At 54.7% G+C, this 16,874-nt stretch carries 15 protein-coding genes; 9 read left to right on the top strand and 6 right to left on the bottom strand.

What is annotated here, in order from left to right; genetic code table 11:
* The first annotated feature begins 25 nt into the window (after window positions 1-25).
* Window positions 26-1,837: a DNA helicase RecQ gene (recQ, locus tag ASF69_RS00135; RefSeq protein WP_156461942.1), complete on the top strand. Its 1,812-nt coding sequence runs from the start codon at window positions 26-28 to the stop codon at window positions 1,835-1,837.
* An 80-nt stretch (window positions 1,838-1,917) separates the two neighbouring features.
* On the opposite strand, the gene ASF69_RS00130 is transcribed toward recQ, so the two are convergent.
* The gene (locus ASF69_RS00130; protein WP_156461941.1) at window positions 1,918-2,169 is read right to left on the bottom strand and encodes a hypothetical protein; all 252 of its coding nucleotides are present in this window, start codon (window positions 2,167-2,169) and stop codon (window positions 1,918-1,920) included.
* Between the two features lie 128 nt (window positions 2,170-2,297).
* Between ASF69_RS00130 and ASF69_RS00125 the strand changes: the two genes are divergently transcribed.
* The 7 genes from ASF69_RS00125 (at window position 2,298) to ASF69_RS00095 (ending at window position 8,032) form a co-directional block, all read left to right on the top strand.
* Window positions 2,298-3,089 (top strand): glycoside hydrolase family 16 protein, encoded by a 792-nt coding sequence (locus ASF69_RS00125; RefSeq protein WP_062584163.1) that lies wholly within the window; start codon window positions 2,298-2,300, stop codon window positions 3,087-3,089.
* A gap of 54 nt (window positions 3,090-3,143) precedes the next feature.
* Window positions 3,144-4,334, top strand: a complete 1,191-nt coding sequence (locus ASF69_RS00120) for a glycosyltransferase (protein ID WP_062584161.1) — start codon at window positions 3,144-3,146, stop codon at window positions 4,332-4,334.
* A gap of 2 nt (window positions 4,335-4,336) precedes the next feature.
* Window positions 4,337-5,353 carry a glycosyltransferase family 2 protein gene (locus tag ASF69_RS00115; protein ID WP_062584159.1) on the top strand — a complete coding sequence of 339 codons (1,017 nt, stop codon included), beginning with the start codon at window positions 4,337-4,339 and terminating at the stop codon, window positions 5,351-5,353.
* A complete protein-coding gene (locus ASF69_RS00110) occupies window positions 5,350-6,294 on the top strand; it encodes a glycosyltransferase family 2 protein (protein ID WP_062584157.1) in 945 nt (314 codons plus the stop codon). Before ASF69_RS00115 ends, ASF69_RS00110 begins: the two co-directional genes overlap by 4 nt.
* Entirely contained in the window at window positions 6,294-7,268 is a 975-nt protein-coding gene (locus ASF69_RS00105) for a glycosyltransferase family 2 protein (RefSeq protein WP_062584155.1), read from the top strand. Before ASF69_RS00110 ends, ASF69_RS00105 begins: the two co-directional genes overlap by 1 nt.
* An 89-nt stretch (window positions 7,269-7,357) precedes the next feature.
* Entirely contained in the window at window positions 7,358-7,585 is a 228-nt protein-coding gene (locus ASF69_RS00100) for a hypothetical protein (protein ID WP_156461940.1), read from the top strand.
* A 162-nt stretch (window positions 7,586-7,747) separates the two neighbouring features.
* Entirely contained in the window at window positions 7,748-8,032 is a 285-nt protein-coding gene (locus tag ASF69_RS00095) for a hypothetical protein (RefSeq protein WP_210173786.1), read from the top strand.
* Between the two features lie 201 nt (window positions 8,033-8,233).
* Here the strand turns inward: ASF69_RS00095 and ASF69_RS00090 are convergent, their stop codons facing one another.
* The 4 genes from ASF69_RS00090 to ASF69_RS00075 form a co-directional block, all read right to left on the bottom strand.
* Window positions 8,234-8,833, bottom strand: a complete 600-nt coding sequence (locus ASF69_RS00090) for a transglutaminase-like cysteine peptidase (RefSeq protein WP_244475353.1) — start codon at window positions 8,831-8,833, stop codon at window positions 8,234-8,236.
* An 866-nt stretch (window positions 8,834-9,699) separates the two neighbouring features.
* On the bottom strand, window positions 9,700-10,998 hold the full coding sequence (locus ASF69_RS00085) for an HlyD family type I secretion periplasmic adaptor subunit (RefSeq protein WP_062584150.1): 1,299 nt from the start codon (window positions 10,996-10,998) through the stop codon (window positions 9,700-9,702).
* Entirely contained in the window at window positions 10,995-12,761 is a 1,767-nt protein-coding gene (locus ASF69_RS00080) for a type I secretion system permease/ATPase (RefSeq protein WP_062584148.1), read from the bottom strand. Before ASF69_RS00080 ends, ASF69_RS00085 begins: the two co-directional genes overlap by 4 nt.
* 270 nt (window positions 12,762-13,031) lie before the next feature.
* On the bottom strand, window positions 13,032-13,514 hold the full coding sequence (locus ASF69_RS00075) for a hypothetical protein (protein ID WP_062584146.1): 483 nt from the start codon (window positions 13,512-13,514) through the stop codon (window positions 13,032-13,034).
* Between the two features lie 1,483 nt (window positions 13,515-14,997).
* Between ASF69_RS00075 and ASF69_RS00065 the strand changes: the two genes are divergently transcribed.
* Entirely contained in the window at window positions 14,998-15,786 is a 789-nt protein-coding gene (locus tag ASF69_RS00065) for a metallophosphoesterase family protein (protein ID WP_062584143.1), read from the top strand.
* A 354-nt stretch (window positions 15,787-16,140) separates the two neighbouring features.
* On the opposite strand, the gene ASF69_RS00055 is transcribed toward ASF69_RS00065, so the two are convergent.
* Window positions 16,141-16,848 (bottom strand): hypothetical protein, encoded by a 708-nt coding sequence (locus ASF69_RS00055; protein ID WP_156461939.1) that lies wholly within the window; start codon window positions 16,846-16,848, stop codon window positions 16,141-16,143.
* Window positions 16,849-16,874: the final 26 nt, after the last annotated feature.

Below are 16,874 nucleotides of genomic sequence, written 5' to 3'. Positions count from 1 at the left end.
CAACCGAATCTCAAAGAAGATGCAATTGAATACCGATCCATTCCACATTCTGAAAACCATCTACGGCTATGACACGTTCCGCGGACAGCAGGCCGATATCGTCGAGCATGTCATCGCCGGTAACAATGCCTTCGTGTTGATGCCGACGGGTGGCGGAAAATCGCTCTGCTACCAGATCCCCGCGCTTTCCCGCCCCGGCATGGGTCTCGTCGTCTCGCCTCTGATTGCGCTGATGGTCGATCAGGTCGCCGCCCTTCGTCAGGCAGGCGTGAGGGCCGAAGCTCTGAATTCCAATCTGCAGCCGGATGAGCGGCGCGCCTTGTGGGCCGATATTCGATCCGGCAAGGTCAGCATTCTCTACGCCGCACCGGAGACACTGCTGAAGCCGGATGTTCTCGACGCGCTTCAGGATGTGTCGCTTTCCCTCATCGCCATCGATGAAGCCCATTGCCTGTCGCAATGGGGGCATGATTTCCGGCCGCCCTACCGCCAGCTTGACATGCTGATCGACCGTTTTCCCGGCACCCCGCGCATGGCGCTGACGGCAACGGCGGATGAGCCGACGCGGGCGGAAATCCTTGAGCATATGAAGATCGAGACCCGCGATGCCTTCATCGCCGGTTTCGACCGCCCCAATATTCGCTATGCCATCATGGAAAAGGACAATCCGCGTGCGCAGGTCAAGCGGTTCCTGCGCGACCACAAGGATGAGAGCGGCATCATTTATTGCCTGTCCAAGCGAAAGACCGAAGAGACTGCCGAATGGCTGCGCTCCGAAGGCTATGATGCCCTTTCCTATCACGCCGGGATGGAACGCGAGCAAAGGGAGGCGAACCAGACGCGGTTTCAACATGGCGAAGCCATCATCATGGTCGCAACAATCGCTTTCGGCATGGGTATCGACAAGCCCGATGTGCGTTTCGTCATCCATATCGATCTGCCGAGCAGCATCGAAGCCTATTATCAGGAAACGGGCCGTGCGGGCCGCGACGGCCTGCCGTCTGATGTTCTCATGCTCTATGGCTCCGAAGACATTGCCCTGCGCAATCGCTTCATCGAAAACTCCGAAGCGCCAGACCAGCGCAAGCATATGGAGCGGCAAAAGCTCGATGCATTGCTGGGGCTTGCCGAGACAGCCGGATGCCGCAGGCAGGCGCTGCTGTCCTATTTCGGTGACAGCTGCGAGCCTTGCGGCAATTGCGACACCTGTGCAGAGCCGCCGGAACTGTTCGACGGTACGGTTGCGGCCCAGAAAATAATGTCCTGCATCTACCGAACGGGCGAACGCTTCGGGCAGGCCTATATCATCAGTGTCCTGCTGGGTGCGGAAGACGAGCGCATTACCCGTTTCGGGCATGACCAGATCAGCACCTATGGCATCGGCAAGGAGCATGACAACCGCACATGGCGCGCCATCCTGCGCCAACTCATTGCATCGCGGCTGATAGAAGTCGATCTCGAAGGCCATGGCGGGCTGGCCCTGTCTGACGCCGGGCGCCAGTTTCTGCGTGACAAGTCCGTTCTTATGCTGCGGAAACCTCAAGCGCCCCAAAAGTCCAGCCGCGACCGCAACACTCGCAATCAGCCCGCCGCCAACCTGCCAGACGCAGACGCCGCTTTGTTCCAGGCTCTGAGGGAACGGCGAATGCAGATTGCCAAAACCCAGAATCTGCCGCCCTATGTCATCTTTCATGACAAGACGCTCATCGAACTGGCCATCGCCAAGCCAACCTCACGGTCGGAGATGGCACGGGTGCCCGGCATTGGCGATGCCAAGCTCGACCGCTACGGGCCTGCCTTTCTGGAGGTTATTGCGGAGAGTTTTGCCGGGCTTTAGATATACGACAGGAAAGCGTACTTTACGCCGAGGAGACTTGGCTTGTATTTTAGGGAAATATAAAAAAGCCCTGTGATTGGCTAGAGTTCGGCATTTTTACTATAAGTGTTAATCGCAGCGATCAGATTGCGTGAATTTTTCATGAATGAGATTGCAATCGGATTGTATAATTGCAAATAAAGCTGGGCTAAATCTTCAAGACCGAGTTTCTGGACCACAAGAACAGCGATTGTACCGTATTCTGAGCCGTATGGTTGATGATACTCAACAGAGAGACCGGCAGACGCCGTTTGCATCACAACAAAATGGCCGATGCGGTTTCTGCCTTGCACTTTCTGGTGCCGTGCTGAGGGGAAGCCGCGCTGGAAGGCATAAAAGCGTTTCCAATATCCAGATCTGCGCTGGCCATTCCGATCCAGACCGCACCGCAAACCACAGCGGCAACAGCAAAGGTGAAACAATGACTGTATTCCTCACCCCCGTTTGGTCGCGCATGATGTCATCCGCACTTCTTGTTTTGGGCCTCGGTGTCTCAACCGCACTGGCTGAGGAAAGCACTGGCAAATCCTTCGTCGAGAATTTCGACGTCATGGATCCCTCGTTCTGGTATGTTTCCAATGGCTGGAACAATGGCGCGCATCAGAACTGCACATGGTCGAAGAAGCTGGTGCGGTTTGACAATGGCCAGCTTGAGCTTGGATTTCGGGATGGCAGGGCTGGAGACCGCAACTATTCCTGCGGCGAGATCCAGACGAAAGGCCGCTATCGCTACGGCACCTATGAAGCCCGCATAAAGGCGGCAACAGGCTCCGGTCTCAACTCGGCTTTCTTCACCTATATCGGTCCCGTCCACAAGAAACCGCATGATGAAATAGACATGGAAATTCTGGGAAAAGACATGTCCCAAGTCCAGTTGAACCAGTATATTTCCGCAAAAGGTGGCAATGAAAAGCTGGCGGATGTGGCTGGCGATGCGGACAAGGCATTCAACGACTATGCCTTTATCTGGGAGCCAAAACGCCTGCGTTATTTCGTCAATGGCAAGATGGTGCATGAGGTCACGGACCCGGCGAAAATTCCCCAGGAGCCACAGAAAATCTTCTTCAGCCTTTGGGGAACAGACACGCTGAAAGGCTGGATGGGACAATTTGCCTATAGGGGACCCACCGCAATGCGTGTCGATCGCGTGGCGTTTACTGCACCGGGCGACGCCTGCCAGTTTCCCGAATCCATCGCCTGTCAGCAGAACTAGGGAAACGCCACTTAACAAGGCTTTGCTAGCCCCTTTTTTGCTCAGGACCGCTTCATGACCCACGTTCTTTATCTCGCGCACGACCTTGCCGATCCGGCCATCCGGCGGCGGGTCCTCACATTGCAGACGGGTGGAGCAAAGGTCACGCTTGCGGGCTTTACACGAGGGGAAAACAAGCTGGCCAATGTCGATGGCGTTGCGCCCATCGTGCTCGGAACGACGGCCGATGGACAGTTTGCCCAACGCCTCATCTCAATCGTGAAATCCAGCCTGTCGCTTGCTACCAGATTGCGTCAGGTTCAAAAGCCGGATGTCATCATCGCCCGCAACCTTGAAATGCTGGCACTGGCACGGCGGGCCTCGGCCATTTACGGGCGGGATGTTCCCGTGGTTTACGAGTGCCTGGATATACACCGTCTGCTCCTCAACGAAGGCATTGCAGGTAAGCTTGTCAACGCCGCCCAGCGCTACTTCGCAACAAACGCAAAGCTGCTGATGACCAGTTCTCCAGCCTTCGTGAGCCATTATTTTGGACCACGGTCCGGTCTGCAATTGCCCGTGTTGCTGCAGGAAAACAAGGTGCTCGTGCTGGATGACGACGCGGCAGCGTTGCCGGCACCGCGCCCGCCAAAAGCAGGTGAGCCCTGGAAAATCGGCTGGTTCGGCGCGCTGCGCTGCCGCAAATCACTGGAAATTCTTGGCGATTTCGCCAGGCGAATGGACGGCAAGGTTGAGGTGATCCTGCGCGGGCGCCCTGCCTATTCGGAATTCGATGATTTCGACGCCTTCGTAGCCAATGCGCCCCATCTGAGCTTTCATGGCGCATATGCCAACCCGGAAGATCTGGCATCGATCTACAACGAGGTTCAGTTTACCTGGGCTATCGACTTTTTCGAGGAAGGGCAGAACTCCAGCTGGCTGTTGCCAAACCGGCTCTATGAAGGATGCCTCTACGGCGCGCTTCCCATCGCTGTTGCCAAAACCGAGACCGCTCGTTTCCTTGAAACGAGACATATTGGCCATGTCTTGCAATCTGCAGATACCGCAACGCTCAAGACATTTTTCACGAGTTTGAACGAACAGGCCTATCTGGACGCCTTCGCAAAGCTTGCATTGATCGACCGCAGGCAATGGGTTACCGACAGCCAGGATTGCCGTGACCTGGTTCGCAGACTAGCATCCCTCGCGCAGCCCCAGAATGGCCAGGCTGCAGAGGCAGCTCCTTCAAGCTTGACGAGGGTATAAGCATGACGTCACACACTCTTGCAGATGTAAAAACACTGATCGTCATTCCGTGCCTCAACGAAGCAAGGACGATTGAAGGCCTGCTGACCAAATTTTCCCGCACGCTGAACCATCCGGATGACCGCATCATCGTTGCCGATGGCGGCAGTACGGATGGTACGCCCGACATCGTGACCCGTTTTTCCATGCGCGACCCCCGCATCGTGCTGCTCGCCAATCCCAAACGCATCCAGAGCGCGGGCATAAACCTTGCCATCGAGATGTTCGGCGCAGGCTATGATTATCTCATCCGCATAGATGCGCATGGCGATTACCCTGACGATTATTGCCAGCGGCTTCTGGAAGAAACGATGAAGACCAGTGCGGACTCGGTGGTCGTGGCAATGGAAACGGTGGGTCACGGCGCGTTCCAGAAAGCGGCAGCGGTGGCGCAGAATTCCAAACTCGGCAATGGCGGCTCGAAACATCGTGAAGGTGGCAAAGGCCACTGGACCGACCACGGCCACCATGCCTTGATGCGCATTTCCGCATTTACGAGTGTTGGCGGTTATGATGAAACCTTCAGCCACAATGAAGATGCGGAACTGGACTATCGCTTACGCAAAGCCGGCTTTCGCATATGGATGACGGACCGCACGCGCATGACCTATTATCCGCGCTCCAATGCTCGTGCCCTGTTCAAGCAATATCTGGCCTACGGCCGCGGGCGCGCGAAAAACCTGCTCAAGCACCGGTCTTTGCCGAAGGTCCGGCAGATGATCCCGCTTTCCGTCATGCCCGTTGCCCTCCTGGCATTGCTCGGCGTCTTCCATTGGGTCGCAGTCGTCCCGCTGTGCCTGTGGATTGCCACATGCCTCGGTTATGGTGTGTGGATGGCTCTTGCGCAGAAAAATCCTGATGGCCCACTTGCATCTCTTGCCGCAATGGTCATGCATTTCGCGTGGTCGGCAGGGTTCTGGCTCGAGCTCTTCGGCTCGCTTCGCACATCGACACCTATGGCGACAAAGGCAACGACATGACCAGCACCTCGCCCACGCCCCTGTCGGAAACGATCAAGGTCGATATCGGTGTCTGCACCTACCGCCGCCCGATGGTAGTCTCGACGCTGAAATCCCTCTTCGATATGGAAATTCCTGAAGGTGTCATCGTGCGCATCATCGTTGCGGACAATGATGCAGAGCCGAGTGCGCAAACATCCATAGACGGCTTGCGCGCCACCTCACCTTTTGAAATCCTCTATGTACATTGCCCGAAGTCGAATATTTCGATCGCGCGCAATGCTTGTCTGTCCAATTGCCAGGCGGACTATCTGGCCTTTATCGATGACGATGAGACGGCCCCGCGCGACTGGCTGTCGCAACTGCTAGAGACGGCCCGTGAAAGTGGTGCGGAAGCCGTATTGGGGCCGGTGACGGCCATCTACGGAGCCGACGCCCCGGAATGGATGCGCAAGGGTGATTTCCACTCCACCCTCCCCGTATGGGTGGGTGGCGAGATCATCACGGGATATACCTGCAACACCCTTCTGCGCATGAATGCGCCATCTGTGGAAGGCCGACGCTTCGCGCTTGCTTTGGGCCAGAGCGGTGGCGAAGACACCCACTTCTTCTCACACATGCACGCTGCCGGAGGCAGGATCGCCTTTGCGGAAAAAGCGGTACTTTCAGAGCCGGTTCCGGCAACGCGCGCCAGTTTCATGTGGCTTGCCAAGCGCCGCTTCCGGTCCGGCCAGACCCACGGTCGGCTGCTGGCAGAAAAAAAGCCCGGGGTGAAGCGCATTGCGCAGGTCGCAACCGCCGCTGCCAAGGTAATGGCCTGCACCGGTTTTGCCCTGCTGACGTGCTTTGATGCCGTGCGCCGAAATCGCCAATTGTTGCGCGCTTCGTTGCATATGGGCTCGGTCAGCGGCGCCATTGGAATTCGTGAAATCCGGCAGTACGGCGCGGCGGAGGCTCTGTGATGGAAAAAGGAAGCCAGCCGGATGTCACATTCGTCATAGCAGCCTACAACTCTGCCGAGACGATCGCTTCGGCCATCGAAAGCGCTTTGTCGCAAGAGGCGGTGGCGCTGGAAGTTATCGTTATCGATGACAAGTCTTCCGACACAACCCGCGACGTCGTGGCCAGCATCGGCCAGCGTGACCCGCGGGTTCGCCTGATTGCGCTGGATAAAAACCTGGGGCCCGGTGGCGCCCGCAATGTCGGGCTTGATGCTGCAACTGGCCGGTGGATTGCGGTGCTCGATTCAGACGACGTCATCAAACCCGCACGCACAGCACAGATCATCAGCCGCGCCGAGAAGGCTCATGCGGATATCGCAGTCGATAATCTCGATGTTGTCTATACCGATGGCCGTCCCGGGGAAACGATGTTTGAGGAAGCGTTTCTGGAAAGACGCGGGGTCTTGACGCTGGATGACTTCATCGCGTCGAATGTCCTGTTCCGCTCGACCTTCAACTTCGGCTACATGAAGCCGATGTTCCGGCGGGATTTTCTCAACACCCACAAGCTTCGCTTCCATCCGACCCTCCGGATTGGAGAAGACTATCTGCTTCTCGCCTCTGCGCTCGCGGTTGGTGGGCTTTGCGTCATCGAACCTTCGTCAGGCTATGTCTACAATATTCGCGAGGGCTCGATCTCCCGCGTGCTTGAGCTCCACCATGTGGATGCGATGATTGCGGCAGATGCCGAGTTTCTGGCCAGCTATGCACTCCCGGCCGCAGCCAGAGATGCGCAGTCTCGACGCAGCCGCAGTCTAGTCGAGGCCAGACATTTTCTGATGCTGGTGTCGAGCATCAAGAACCGGTCGATAGGCGGTGTCGTCAAGGTCGCCATGACTGACCCTCGTGCCCTTCGCCATCTCAGTATGCCCATCCGCGCACGCCTCAGACGTCTGCGAGATTCATTCTCCTACCAGAGCAAAGGCCAACAATGACCAAACATGCAAAAGCCGCTTGTATATTTGTAATTGCATCGGTCGTTTTTCCCGGCTTGGTCGCCGCTGCCTCTGACAACAAGCTTCGGATGGCAACAGAAAACGAAATCCGGCAACATCTTAGCCAAGCCGACAGTTTGAAAGAGCGAACGGACGGCTACCAGTACCGGGAAGGCGATTCGACAGGCTACAAGATCACGGACGGCAAGATTTGCGCGCGAAAAGGGAACGCAGTCGATTGCGCAGATGTGTATTTCGACGGGACGCGCCTGGAAATGATCGATCGAAAAGGCAATCGGGATTTCATCGGCAACTGATGCGGCATTGCATTCCGGCCAAAACCTGCGGCCAGCGGCCAAGACCCATGTGAACCCTTAAAGCGGTGATTGATGTTACGTCCATTTCAAAGAGGCTTTATGCGCTACGCTTTGGGTCTGGGACTTCTGTTATTCTTTGCGTGCCAGTCTGCGGCAGACCAGGTGACCGTCGTCAACAAGGCTAATGGGGCGATCTACCGCCTATACGCCTGGCCAACGGATCTTGTCGCCCGGTCGTTCAATATCTTGAACACACCTTTGCAACGCAGTTCCGAAACCGTCGTCAACGTCGACAACAGCTATCAGGATTGCCAATTCACGTTCCAATATGACCTCAATAACCCGGCAGATAAGCGCAAAAAGAATTACCGTCGCCGGTCGCTACAAAGTAAAGAGGTCGATATTTGCAAGAACGATGGCAAAGTCTATCTGGGGTATGATTTCTGAGCCGACATCGCCACCTTCTAAATCGACTTGTACGATTGAACAGGTGACAGTCCGGACTTGGTAGCTTGAAGACCCCCTGAGGCTGGGATGCCCCGGCTGGCGCAGCCAAGAATTTTATCTCTTGTAATTCTATTTCAAATCATGGCTCTCCGCTGAATACGGAAGAACCGAGCTTCAAAATTGAAGCCCGGTTCGCCTATTTCAAATTCCAAACCAGAGACGGGGATTGTCTCCCGACTGAATTTTTTCCCAGCTGAGATCTGTCTTGTCCCAAGCGCGGATCGTAGAAAATCTGTTATCGAGAACCAGATCGCCTTCCGATGTCTTGACGACCAGCACAGCATGACCCTCGCCTGAGCGGGTTCTCGCCACGGCGATCCGCAGGCTGCGTGCCGGCCAGCCCTGCGCAACAAGCTGGCGTCGCTTGATCAGCGCAAAATCCTCGCAGTCGCCTGAGGTGACATCTGCCGACCAGACATCGCCTTGGGCCGGAGAGTCGTTGACCGGCTTTATCGAGCGGTTAACGGATGCATTGACAGCCTGTAGTTTCCGGCGGTTCTCGGCAGTCATTTCAACGATCGAAGCGCCCCTGTCTGCTTCGCAATCACTCTGGTTGCTGCGGCAAAAGCGGATGAATGCGAATGGAGCAAGCGTGGCACGTGACGCCTTGATGAAAGAGCTTGCCGGGGGCAACTGGAGCGATCGGCCCATGCCTGCCGGGGAAGCGGCGTAGGCTGCCTGAGCACCCAGGCTCAAGGTCAAGGCGACGCATGCGACTTTTACAACTCGGTCTACCATCATGATATGCTGCCCTCGCATATTTCGTTTTTTGATGGTTCGTGTTTAGCACTCAGCTTTTAAGGGCAATTTAGCCGAATTGTTCGCATTTTACGGACTTCCGTTTTTGGGACGCAAGACCTCTAAAGGGCAGTTCCCTGCCCCAATTCACTGCGCTGTCGCAGCCCCTTCGAGGGGAAAAAGGCGGATTTTGATCCGGAAAATACGCACGGTCCAAACAACCGGCGCGGGGCAGCCGCAAAACGGCGACAGAAGCCGACAGGGGCAGTCTATGCTTAACCCCTAGGGCACCAAAAAGCGTTTTGGTTATCAGTGAGACATGCGCTCAAGAAAAATAGCACTAACATTGCTGTGCCCCACCGCCTGAGGCACGAGGCGAAAAGGCAGCGAGAATTGAGTTCACAAAAGCGAGGGATGATTACTCTGTGACGACAGCAGCGCTGGAGAACGCACTGCTCGATCCGCCAGAAGAACCGGGTCTGAATCCACCGCGAGGGTCAAGATTCAAAGGCGCGTGACATGACCGGACAACCCGCTGCCCGGAATCATCCGTTATGAGCAAGTTGGAGCATTCCTCCGCACTAAAACTTGCGTAAGAGCTGCTATATCTCGGTGCTGGTGGAGGAGTAGGAGCACCATAGTCGGCAGCGGAAGCAAATTGCGTCGTCGATCCCAGTACGGAAAGAAAAAAAGCAATTCCCATAGTTTTGCGACGAGCGGCCATGAACAATCTCTCTAATGTCCAGAAAATATCTGCTGAGTACTGACCTAGCAAATTTGCAGCGCCAATACTAGCTCACTCAACTGCTCTAAATTGCAAAGCTGTACTGATTTCGCTTGTCTGCATGCCATGCCAATGAGCAACCACGTTACTCTTCTCGGAATGTGTGGTTGATCTGATCCATCAGTGGCTTTGACAGGTAGGATATGACCGAACGCTCAGCAATCTTGATAAAGACTTCAGCTGGCATGCCCGGATACAGGGTCATCCCCTGCAGCTTTTTGACATCCTTTTCCTCCGGCAAGATCCGGATGGGGTAATAGGTAACGCCGCTGCGCTGTTCCGTTACGGCGTCCGGTGAGATTGTGGCTACTGTTCCCGCAACCTCCGGCGTCGTTCTCTGATCGAATGCCGTGAACCGGAGATTGACGGCCTGTCCGGGGTAAATCTGATCTATATTGCGGGTGGCGATCTTCGCCTCAATCGTCAATGCGCGAGCATCCGGTGCCAGCAGCATCAAGGCATCGCCTGGGTTGACGATACCGCCAACAGTATGAACCGTCACCTGATAAATGCGACCATCCATCGGCGCACGCAGTTCCAAACGGTCGAGCTGATCTTTCAACGCCACCTGACGCTCTTCCGATTGCGCGATGTCGGACTCCACCTGTGTCAGCTCTTTGGCGCTTTCTGTTCGACGGTCTTCATCGAGCTGAAGGATCTGAAGATCGATCTCGCTGATCTTCCCTTCCGCCTGCGCGCGAGCAGCCAGGCGCTCTCCTCGGCTCCCCTCCAGTTCTACACGTTGACGCTTGAGAGAATTTACTCTCTGCATGGTCACGAGTTGCTGGCTGTAGAGAGAGTTTGTGGCTTTATATTCCTCTTCGATAATCGTTAAGCCGTTATCGATGGACTTGATTTGCTCGCCTATTCCGAAGATTTCCTCGGCAAGCTGCTTCTTGCGCTCCGACAGCTGCTTCTTCATGCCGACAAGTGCGGAATATCGGTTTGCAAACAGCTGGAGTTCGCCCTCGATCAAGCTGGGATTTCTGTCGAAATTGACTGCTTCAGCAGTCACATCGGCGGATGTGAAACTCGTCTTGCCAGCAAGTTCAGCTTTCAACCTTGCTCTGCGCGCATAAAGCTGCGCCAAAGTGCTGTCCACTATGCCAAGGCTGGATTCAACCGCCGTACCATCCAGGCGCAGGAGGAGGTCCCCCGTCTTGACATGCTCGCCTTCCTTGACGGCGATCTCAGAGACGATACCGCCCGTAAGATGTTGTATTTTCTTGGCATTATCGTCGATGACGACGGTTCCCTCGGCAATGACGGCATTGGACAAAGTTGCCGTCGCCGCCCATCCTCCCAGTCCGCCAACCAAAATGATGCCGAGCGTGGCAACGGCCAGGACATGGCGCTGGAGCGATTTTTGAGAGGGCATCATCATTCTCTGTTCATCCCTGAGGATTCACCGACAACCTTTAGGGTGACGGGCCTCGACTCTGCCGCAACAATGCTGTCCTTGCGCAGGAATTTGGGTAGAACTTCCTCCTTGAGCCCAAAGGCGACAGCTCTGCCTTCTTTCATCATGAGGACGTGATCGACAGCAACCAGCGCACTTGGACGGTGAGCGATCACGATAACGATCCCGCCACGCGCACGAACGTCACCGATTGCAACGCTGAGCGCCTCTTCACCTTCGGTATCGAGGTTGGAATTGGGTTCATCCAGAATGACAAGGAAGGGGTTGCCATACAGCGCCCGTGCCAAGGCAACGCGTTGACGTTGCCCCGCCGAAAGCAGGCAGCCATTCACACCGATATCCGTGTCGTAACCCTGCGGCAGATTAAGAATGAGATCATGAACACGGGCGGCGCGCGCGGCGGCAACGACGGCCTCCGGCGTCCAGTCTCGGCGATAGCGGGCGATATTCTGCGCAACGGTACCGGAGAAAAGTTCGATATTTTGCGGAAGGTAACCGATATGGTCTCCGCGTACGCCCTCGTCCCACTGGTCCAGCGCCGCGCCATCCAGCCTTACGGAGCCGCGATAAATCGGCCAGATCCCGGTCAAAGCCCGCGAGAGCGATGACTTTCCCGAACCGCTCGGACCGATGACACCGACCGCGCTTCCCGCACGCAGGGTAAAACTGACATCGGAAACAATCAGTTGCTGGGCATTTGCAGGGCCTGTGGCCAGTTTTTGAACGGACAGGACATTTCTTGGAGCAGGCAGAGCAAGAGGCTCGGCCACCTCGGGGATCGCCTTGAACACATCCTTGATGCGCTTCCACGACTGTTGAGCAACGACAAAACCTCGCCAGCTGCCGATGACCTGTTCAACCGGCGAAAGCGCCCGGGACGTCAGAATGGAAGAGGCGATGATGATACCGCCCGATGCCTGGTTCTCGATGACAAGCACGGCCCCTGCTGCCAGGACGCCTGATTGCAGGGCGATGCGAAAAACCTTTGACGCAATGGCGTAAGCGTTGCCCACATCCGCAGTCTTCGTCTGCAAGGCCCGATACCGCTTGTTATAGTCTTCCCAATCCCGGCCCAGATCATTGCTCATGCCCATGGCCTCGACCACCTCGGCATTTCGCAACGCAGCACCCATCAGCACATTCCGCTGGTTCCACAGATCGTGGAGCTTGCGATCAGAGGCCTGCGTGGTGAAGTTGGTAAGAACGGTAATGAAAATCAGAACCAGAGCGCCGACAATGGCAATGATGCCGACGACCGGATGGAAGAGAAAACAGATTGCGATATAGACCGGCATCCAGGGCAGGTCGAAAAAGGCGGAAGGGCCAGTCCCCGACAAGAAGGTCCGGACCTGGTCGAAATCCCTCATGACCGCAAGACCATCATTGGCCCCACTTGCCTTGATGGGCGTTTTCATCATGACCTTGAAGACACGCTGGCCCAGGACCTCATCGAACACGCCGGCCACCCGCGTCAACATGCGGTTGCGGATCAGCTCGAACCCGCCCTGGAAAATGTAAAGCGCACCCGCGAGAATTCCGAGCGCAATCAACGATGGTATGCTGTGGCTGGGTATGACGCGGTCATACACCTGCAGCATGAAAAACGAGCTCGTTAAATAGAGCACGTTGATAAGGGCGCTCGCCAAACCGATCGCTATCAAACCCGCTCTGCTTCTACGAAATGCTTCGCGTGCCAAATCGCCTTCAGCCTGAAACTTGAACGCCATACTAACGCTTCCTTCTATTCAGGCGGCTTGTACCTATCATCGACGATTGAGAAAAGATTATTACTGGAGATAACCCGATCATCGTCAATAAAATAGGTTAACCGTGAATATCTTCGCAATTTATACTAAGATATCTCGATGCTCTACATTATGGATTGATGTAGTTCACTATCGACGGAGGCGCGCGCAGCGCTAACCGCAACGCTGCGCGCGTAGATGAGCACGTTATAGCGAACGCCTCGCTCACCGAGAGTTCGCTACATCCGCTCCTTAGACGCTTTCGACAGGAACCGAGCCGTAGAATGCGTAGTCGCCAGCAGTCAGAGGCTTACCATTAACCGACTCGATCGAGATGATGTTGTGGTTGCCGGTTGCGGTGTCGATCAGCTCGTACTTGTAGATGACGTGACCGTCAGTGCCAGCCGTGTGCGACAGGAGGTTGAGGCTCGAACCCTCGCCCATGCCACGGAATGTCAAACGGTCGCCGCTCGCTTCGCCAGCGCCGCCGAAGTCGAAGATCTTGTCGGTGCTGCCATCAACGTCGGTTGCAAGCCAGAGGAACGTGTCCTTGCCAGCGCCGCCGTACATGTAGTCATTGCCCTTGCCACCCTGAAGGATGTCGTCGCCCTTGCCACCGTTGATGTTGTCGGAGCCGGCACCGCCGTCCAGATGTGCTGGGCCATCCAATGCTACAAGCTTGTCGCTCGACGCGCCCGAGCCAAGGTAACCGCCTTTAGTGTAAATCGTAGTCATCAGTCTCTCCATTGTAGTTTTTTGTGAAATCGGCAAATCACCGTTAATGTTCGGTTAAAATATTGTCAATTACCTGCAACGCACAGTTATGCTGTTTCGCTAAAAAGCAGAATTAACGATTAATTTAAACTATTGATTATCCGACATGTATCACTGACGAATTTGTTCTCGCGAGAGGTGACTTTAAATGGTTTTCGATTTCGAGGGGATTGACGAGAAACATGGTTAAAATAAAAAAATGCTAATATACACTGTCAGACAGTTAAATTTTGGACAACTATTCTTGGCTTTATATAACCTTTGGTTGCTGTAAATCCGGCGATCCGTATTTTACTGGTGGAATTAGATCTTCAAAAGAAAGCAACCCTGACAATAGGAATGAAATTTTCACATTCGCGCCGGTTGTATATTTTCCAGTATATTTCTCGAAATATTCAAAAATTTTGCTAAATTAGTTCGAGCACAAAAATGACCGATGCAGTTCTTGAATGAATGAAACGGTCCTTGCCTCAGGTGGCATCAAGCTTTGAAGATAAGCCTCAATAAAAATTTCAATCTATGCGTTTCAGAAAATTATTTTTTGAATGAAGTCGAATATAAGTTCGATATACGACTTCGGATCTTTCAGATTTTTTTCTTGATTTATTACGAGATAAAATATTATCAGGATAGATCAGGGTAGAATTGTTTCTCATGCAGAGCTATGGGGGCGTCGGTGAAAGAGATTGAGCTGGCCGGATGGATATCGTTGCCTATTGGACGCGATATTGTACATGTCGACTATATCAACTGGCAGAACAGATGCTGGTTGGTACCCGCATGGATTAGTCTTGCTGACGAAAATCTCAAAATGCCTGCGAGACTGATCGCTCCACGTTTTGTTGCTGGGCACACGCCGCCTCCAGGCCCCGAGGTCTTGAATATCTTCACGAGGCTCCGCCTCCCTGAAATCGTACTCGATCCAAACAACAAGCTTCCGGAGCTTGTCCACGTGATTGATATAGTAGAGCGCCCTTCCCTCTACATGCGATCTATGCAGGCCCTTGTCGCGTAACCTCGGAATTGCCTTGGCAATGCCCGATCTGGCTGTCGCCAACCGAACGCACGGCCGAACACCAGCATCGTGGGATGTGTGGATGACCAGTCTGCTCGACAGATGAAGCCGCGGGTAACCTGAGACCGGCTAAGGCGTTATATGCTCGGCGAACATGAAGTATGCGCGCGACATGTCTGATACGGCATCACTGACTGTTCCAAGGGTCTCTCGTTGAAAAAATACCGACGTCGCAAGCGTGGGTGTGCAATGGCAATGACCGGCTCCACGATCCAATGGGCGGCATTTGATGACGATGCGTCTGAAATTCCTGCCCGCTGCAACCAAGCTGGATTGATACGCACTTGCCGTTTCAAAACTCGATAGCTGGCAAAATCGTCTCCCTTAGCCAATGGTATTTTTACCCATCGCTATGTATTGGTCATAGTCATGCGTAAAGTTATGAATTGGCTTTCAAAATACCGATCTGAACCCAAAAGCACTGTGAAACGACGCCGGATCGATCTGGGCGACGTTGCAAGAAGCTATCCGATCTATGCGATTGGCGATGTGCATGGACGGCTGGATCTCTTGAAGCAGGCCGAAACGAACATTGCACAAGACATTGCCTCAACGGGCAAGGACGGTCTCGTTGTGCTCCTGGGTGATTTCATCGATCGTGGACCAATGTCGGCACAGATCATTAATCATCTCATGACCAAGAGCGAGCACCAACTCAAACGCTTGCCGCTTGTTGGCAATCACGAAGATGTCTTTCTCCGATATCTCGAAAATCCTGAAAAGCACAAGAAATGGCTGGAACTCGGCGGTGAACAGACGCTCGCCTCCTACGGGCTTGATGTGCACAGCGCGGCCTTTCGGCAAACACGTCTTAAGGGGCGGCTGAAGGAATTATTGACCGAGGCGGTTCCAGAGGCTCACAAGCGCTTCCTGGATAGCCTGCCGATCTGCTTGAAGATTGCAGACAAGCTATGGGTCCATGCGGGCATCCGTCCCGGCATAGCGCTTGAGCAGCAATCGGATGACGATATGATCTGGATCCGGGAGCCATTCCTGTCAAAGGGTCCGGAATTGAAGGACCTAATTGTGATCCACGGGCACACGGTCCGGGAGCAACCCGATCCGGGCCCCCAGCGTATCGGCATTGATACCGGCGCCTTTTACACGGGAAAGCTGACAATCCTTCGTGTCGAAGGAAGCCAAAGTCGATTTCTTTGATACGTCCTTCGCCAATGTTCAGTTGGTGGCCAAGGCGCCTTGCGCGTCTTCCGCCTGGCGCTTGAAAATCCGATCCAATGACGTTTTTTTGCTTGTACCTGCAGCAGCCAATTCCGGTGGCTGGCAGAGCCGGCGAATGACCCGCGGGACAGACGGCTTTTAAAATCGACTACTCGTAAAGCCGCGACACGCCAGGGCGTAACCCGACTGTCTCCATGACCGTGCACCCGGCCACTTCGAGATGACAGCGCCGTGCCGAGTTTAGGGCTGCGAGACCTTATGCAAGCTCCCATGGATCGAACATTTCATAAAGTGAATGCGCCGGACATCCTGCCAGTCTCAATCGGCCAGGCCTTATTTCGAAATCGACGATTTGAAGGGGGAAAGGCTGATTTTTTTGTCGTCCACGCGCGCCGCATCGCCAGTCGATTGACCTGAAATCGAACAGTAAGGTGAAATGGCAGCTATCATCTCCGCCAATTGCGGCTTTGGGGCCGGAATTTTGACGCGCAGAAATGCCGCTGATGGCGAGCATAAAATCTCGACATCCTTGCGGACTTCCATCGAGATCTTTTCCAACGTCATATTCGTCAGACGGTTATAGAGAAAATAGCGCGCCGTTATCGCATTCTCCTCGGCTGGAGAATATCTTTGGGAAAGACCGACCAACCGATGGATTTCATCGCTTTGTTCAGCTGATGCTTGGCGAACCATGGCGTAGCGTACCCACAAGTTACCGTCTGTCGGCAGGCAACTCAATGTGTGGCGCAGGAACTGCTCCGTCTGGCCCAGAGCCTCGAACCATTTTTCATATTCCGAGTTTGGATTCCGCGCATCCAGCCCAGCCAGCAACACCGTCAGGAACGGCTTCACGAATGCAGATTGGCACTCTTGCTCGATACCGCGATCATAGGTTTCGCTGACCAAACGATCAAGCGCGCTCAGTTCCAGCGGCCGGCCTTTCTCGATTTGCCGCGCCCAATACTGAAGGTCGGCGAAACGTGCGTAATGCACGACCTGATCGACGGCGTAGAGGCACAAGCATAACGCCATGATGCCCAAAACGGTGACCGAATATGGATTCCGCC

The organism is Rhizobium sp. Leaf311 (genome assembly GCF_001423445.1).
Classification (GTDB): Bacteria; Pseudomonadota; Alphaproteobacteria; order Rhizobiales; family Rhizobiaceae; genus Agrobacterium.
Note: the sequence above shows the minus strand (reverse complement) of the source record. Positions and strands in the feature narration are given on the sequence as shown.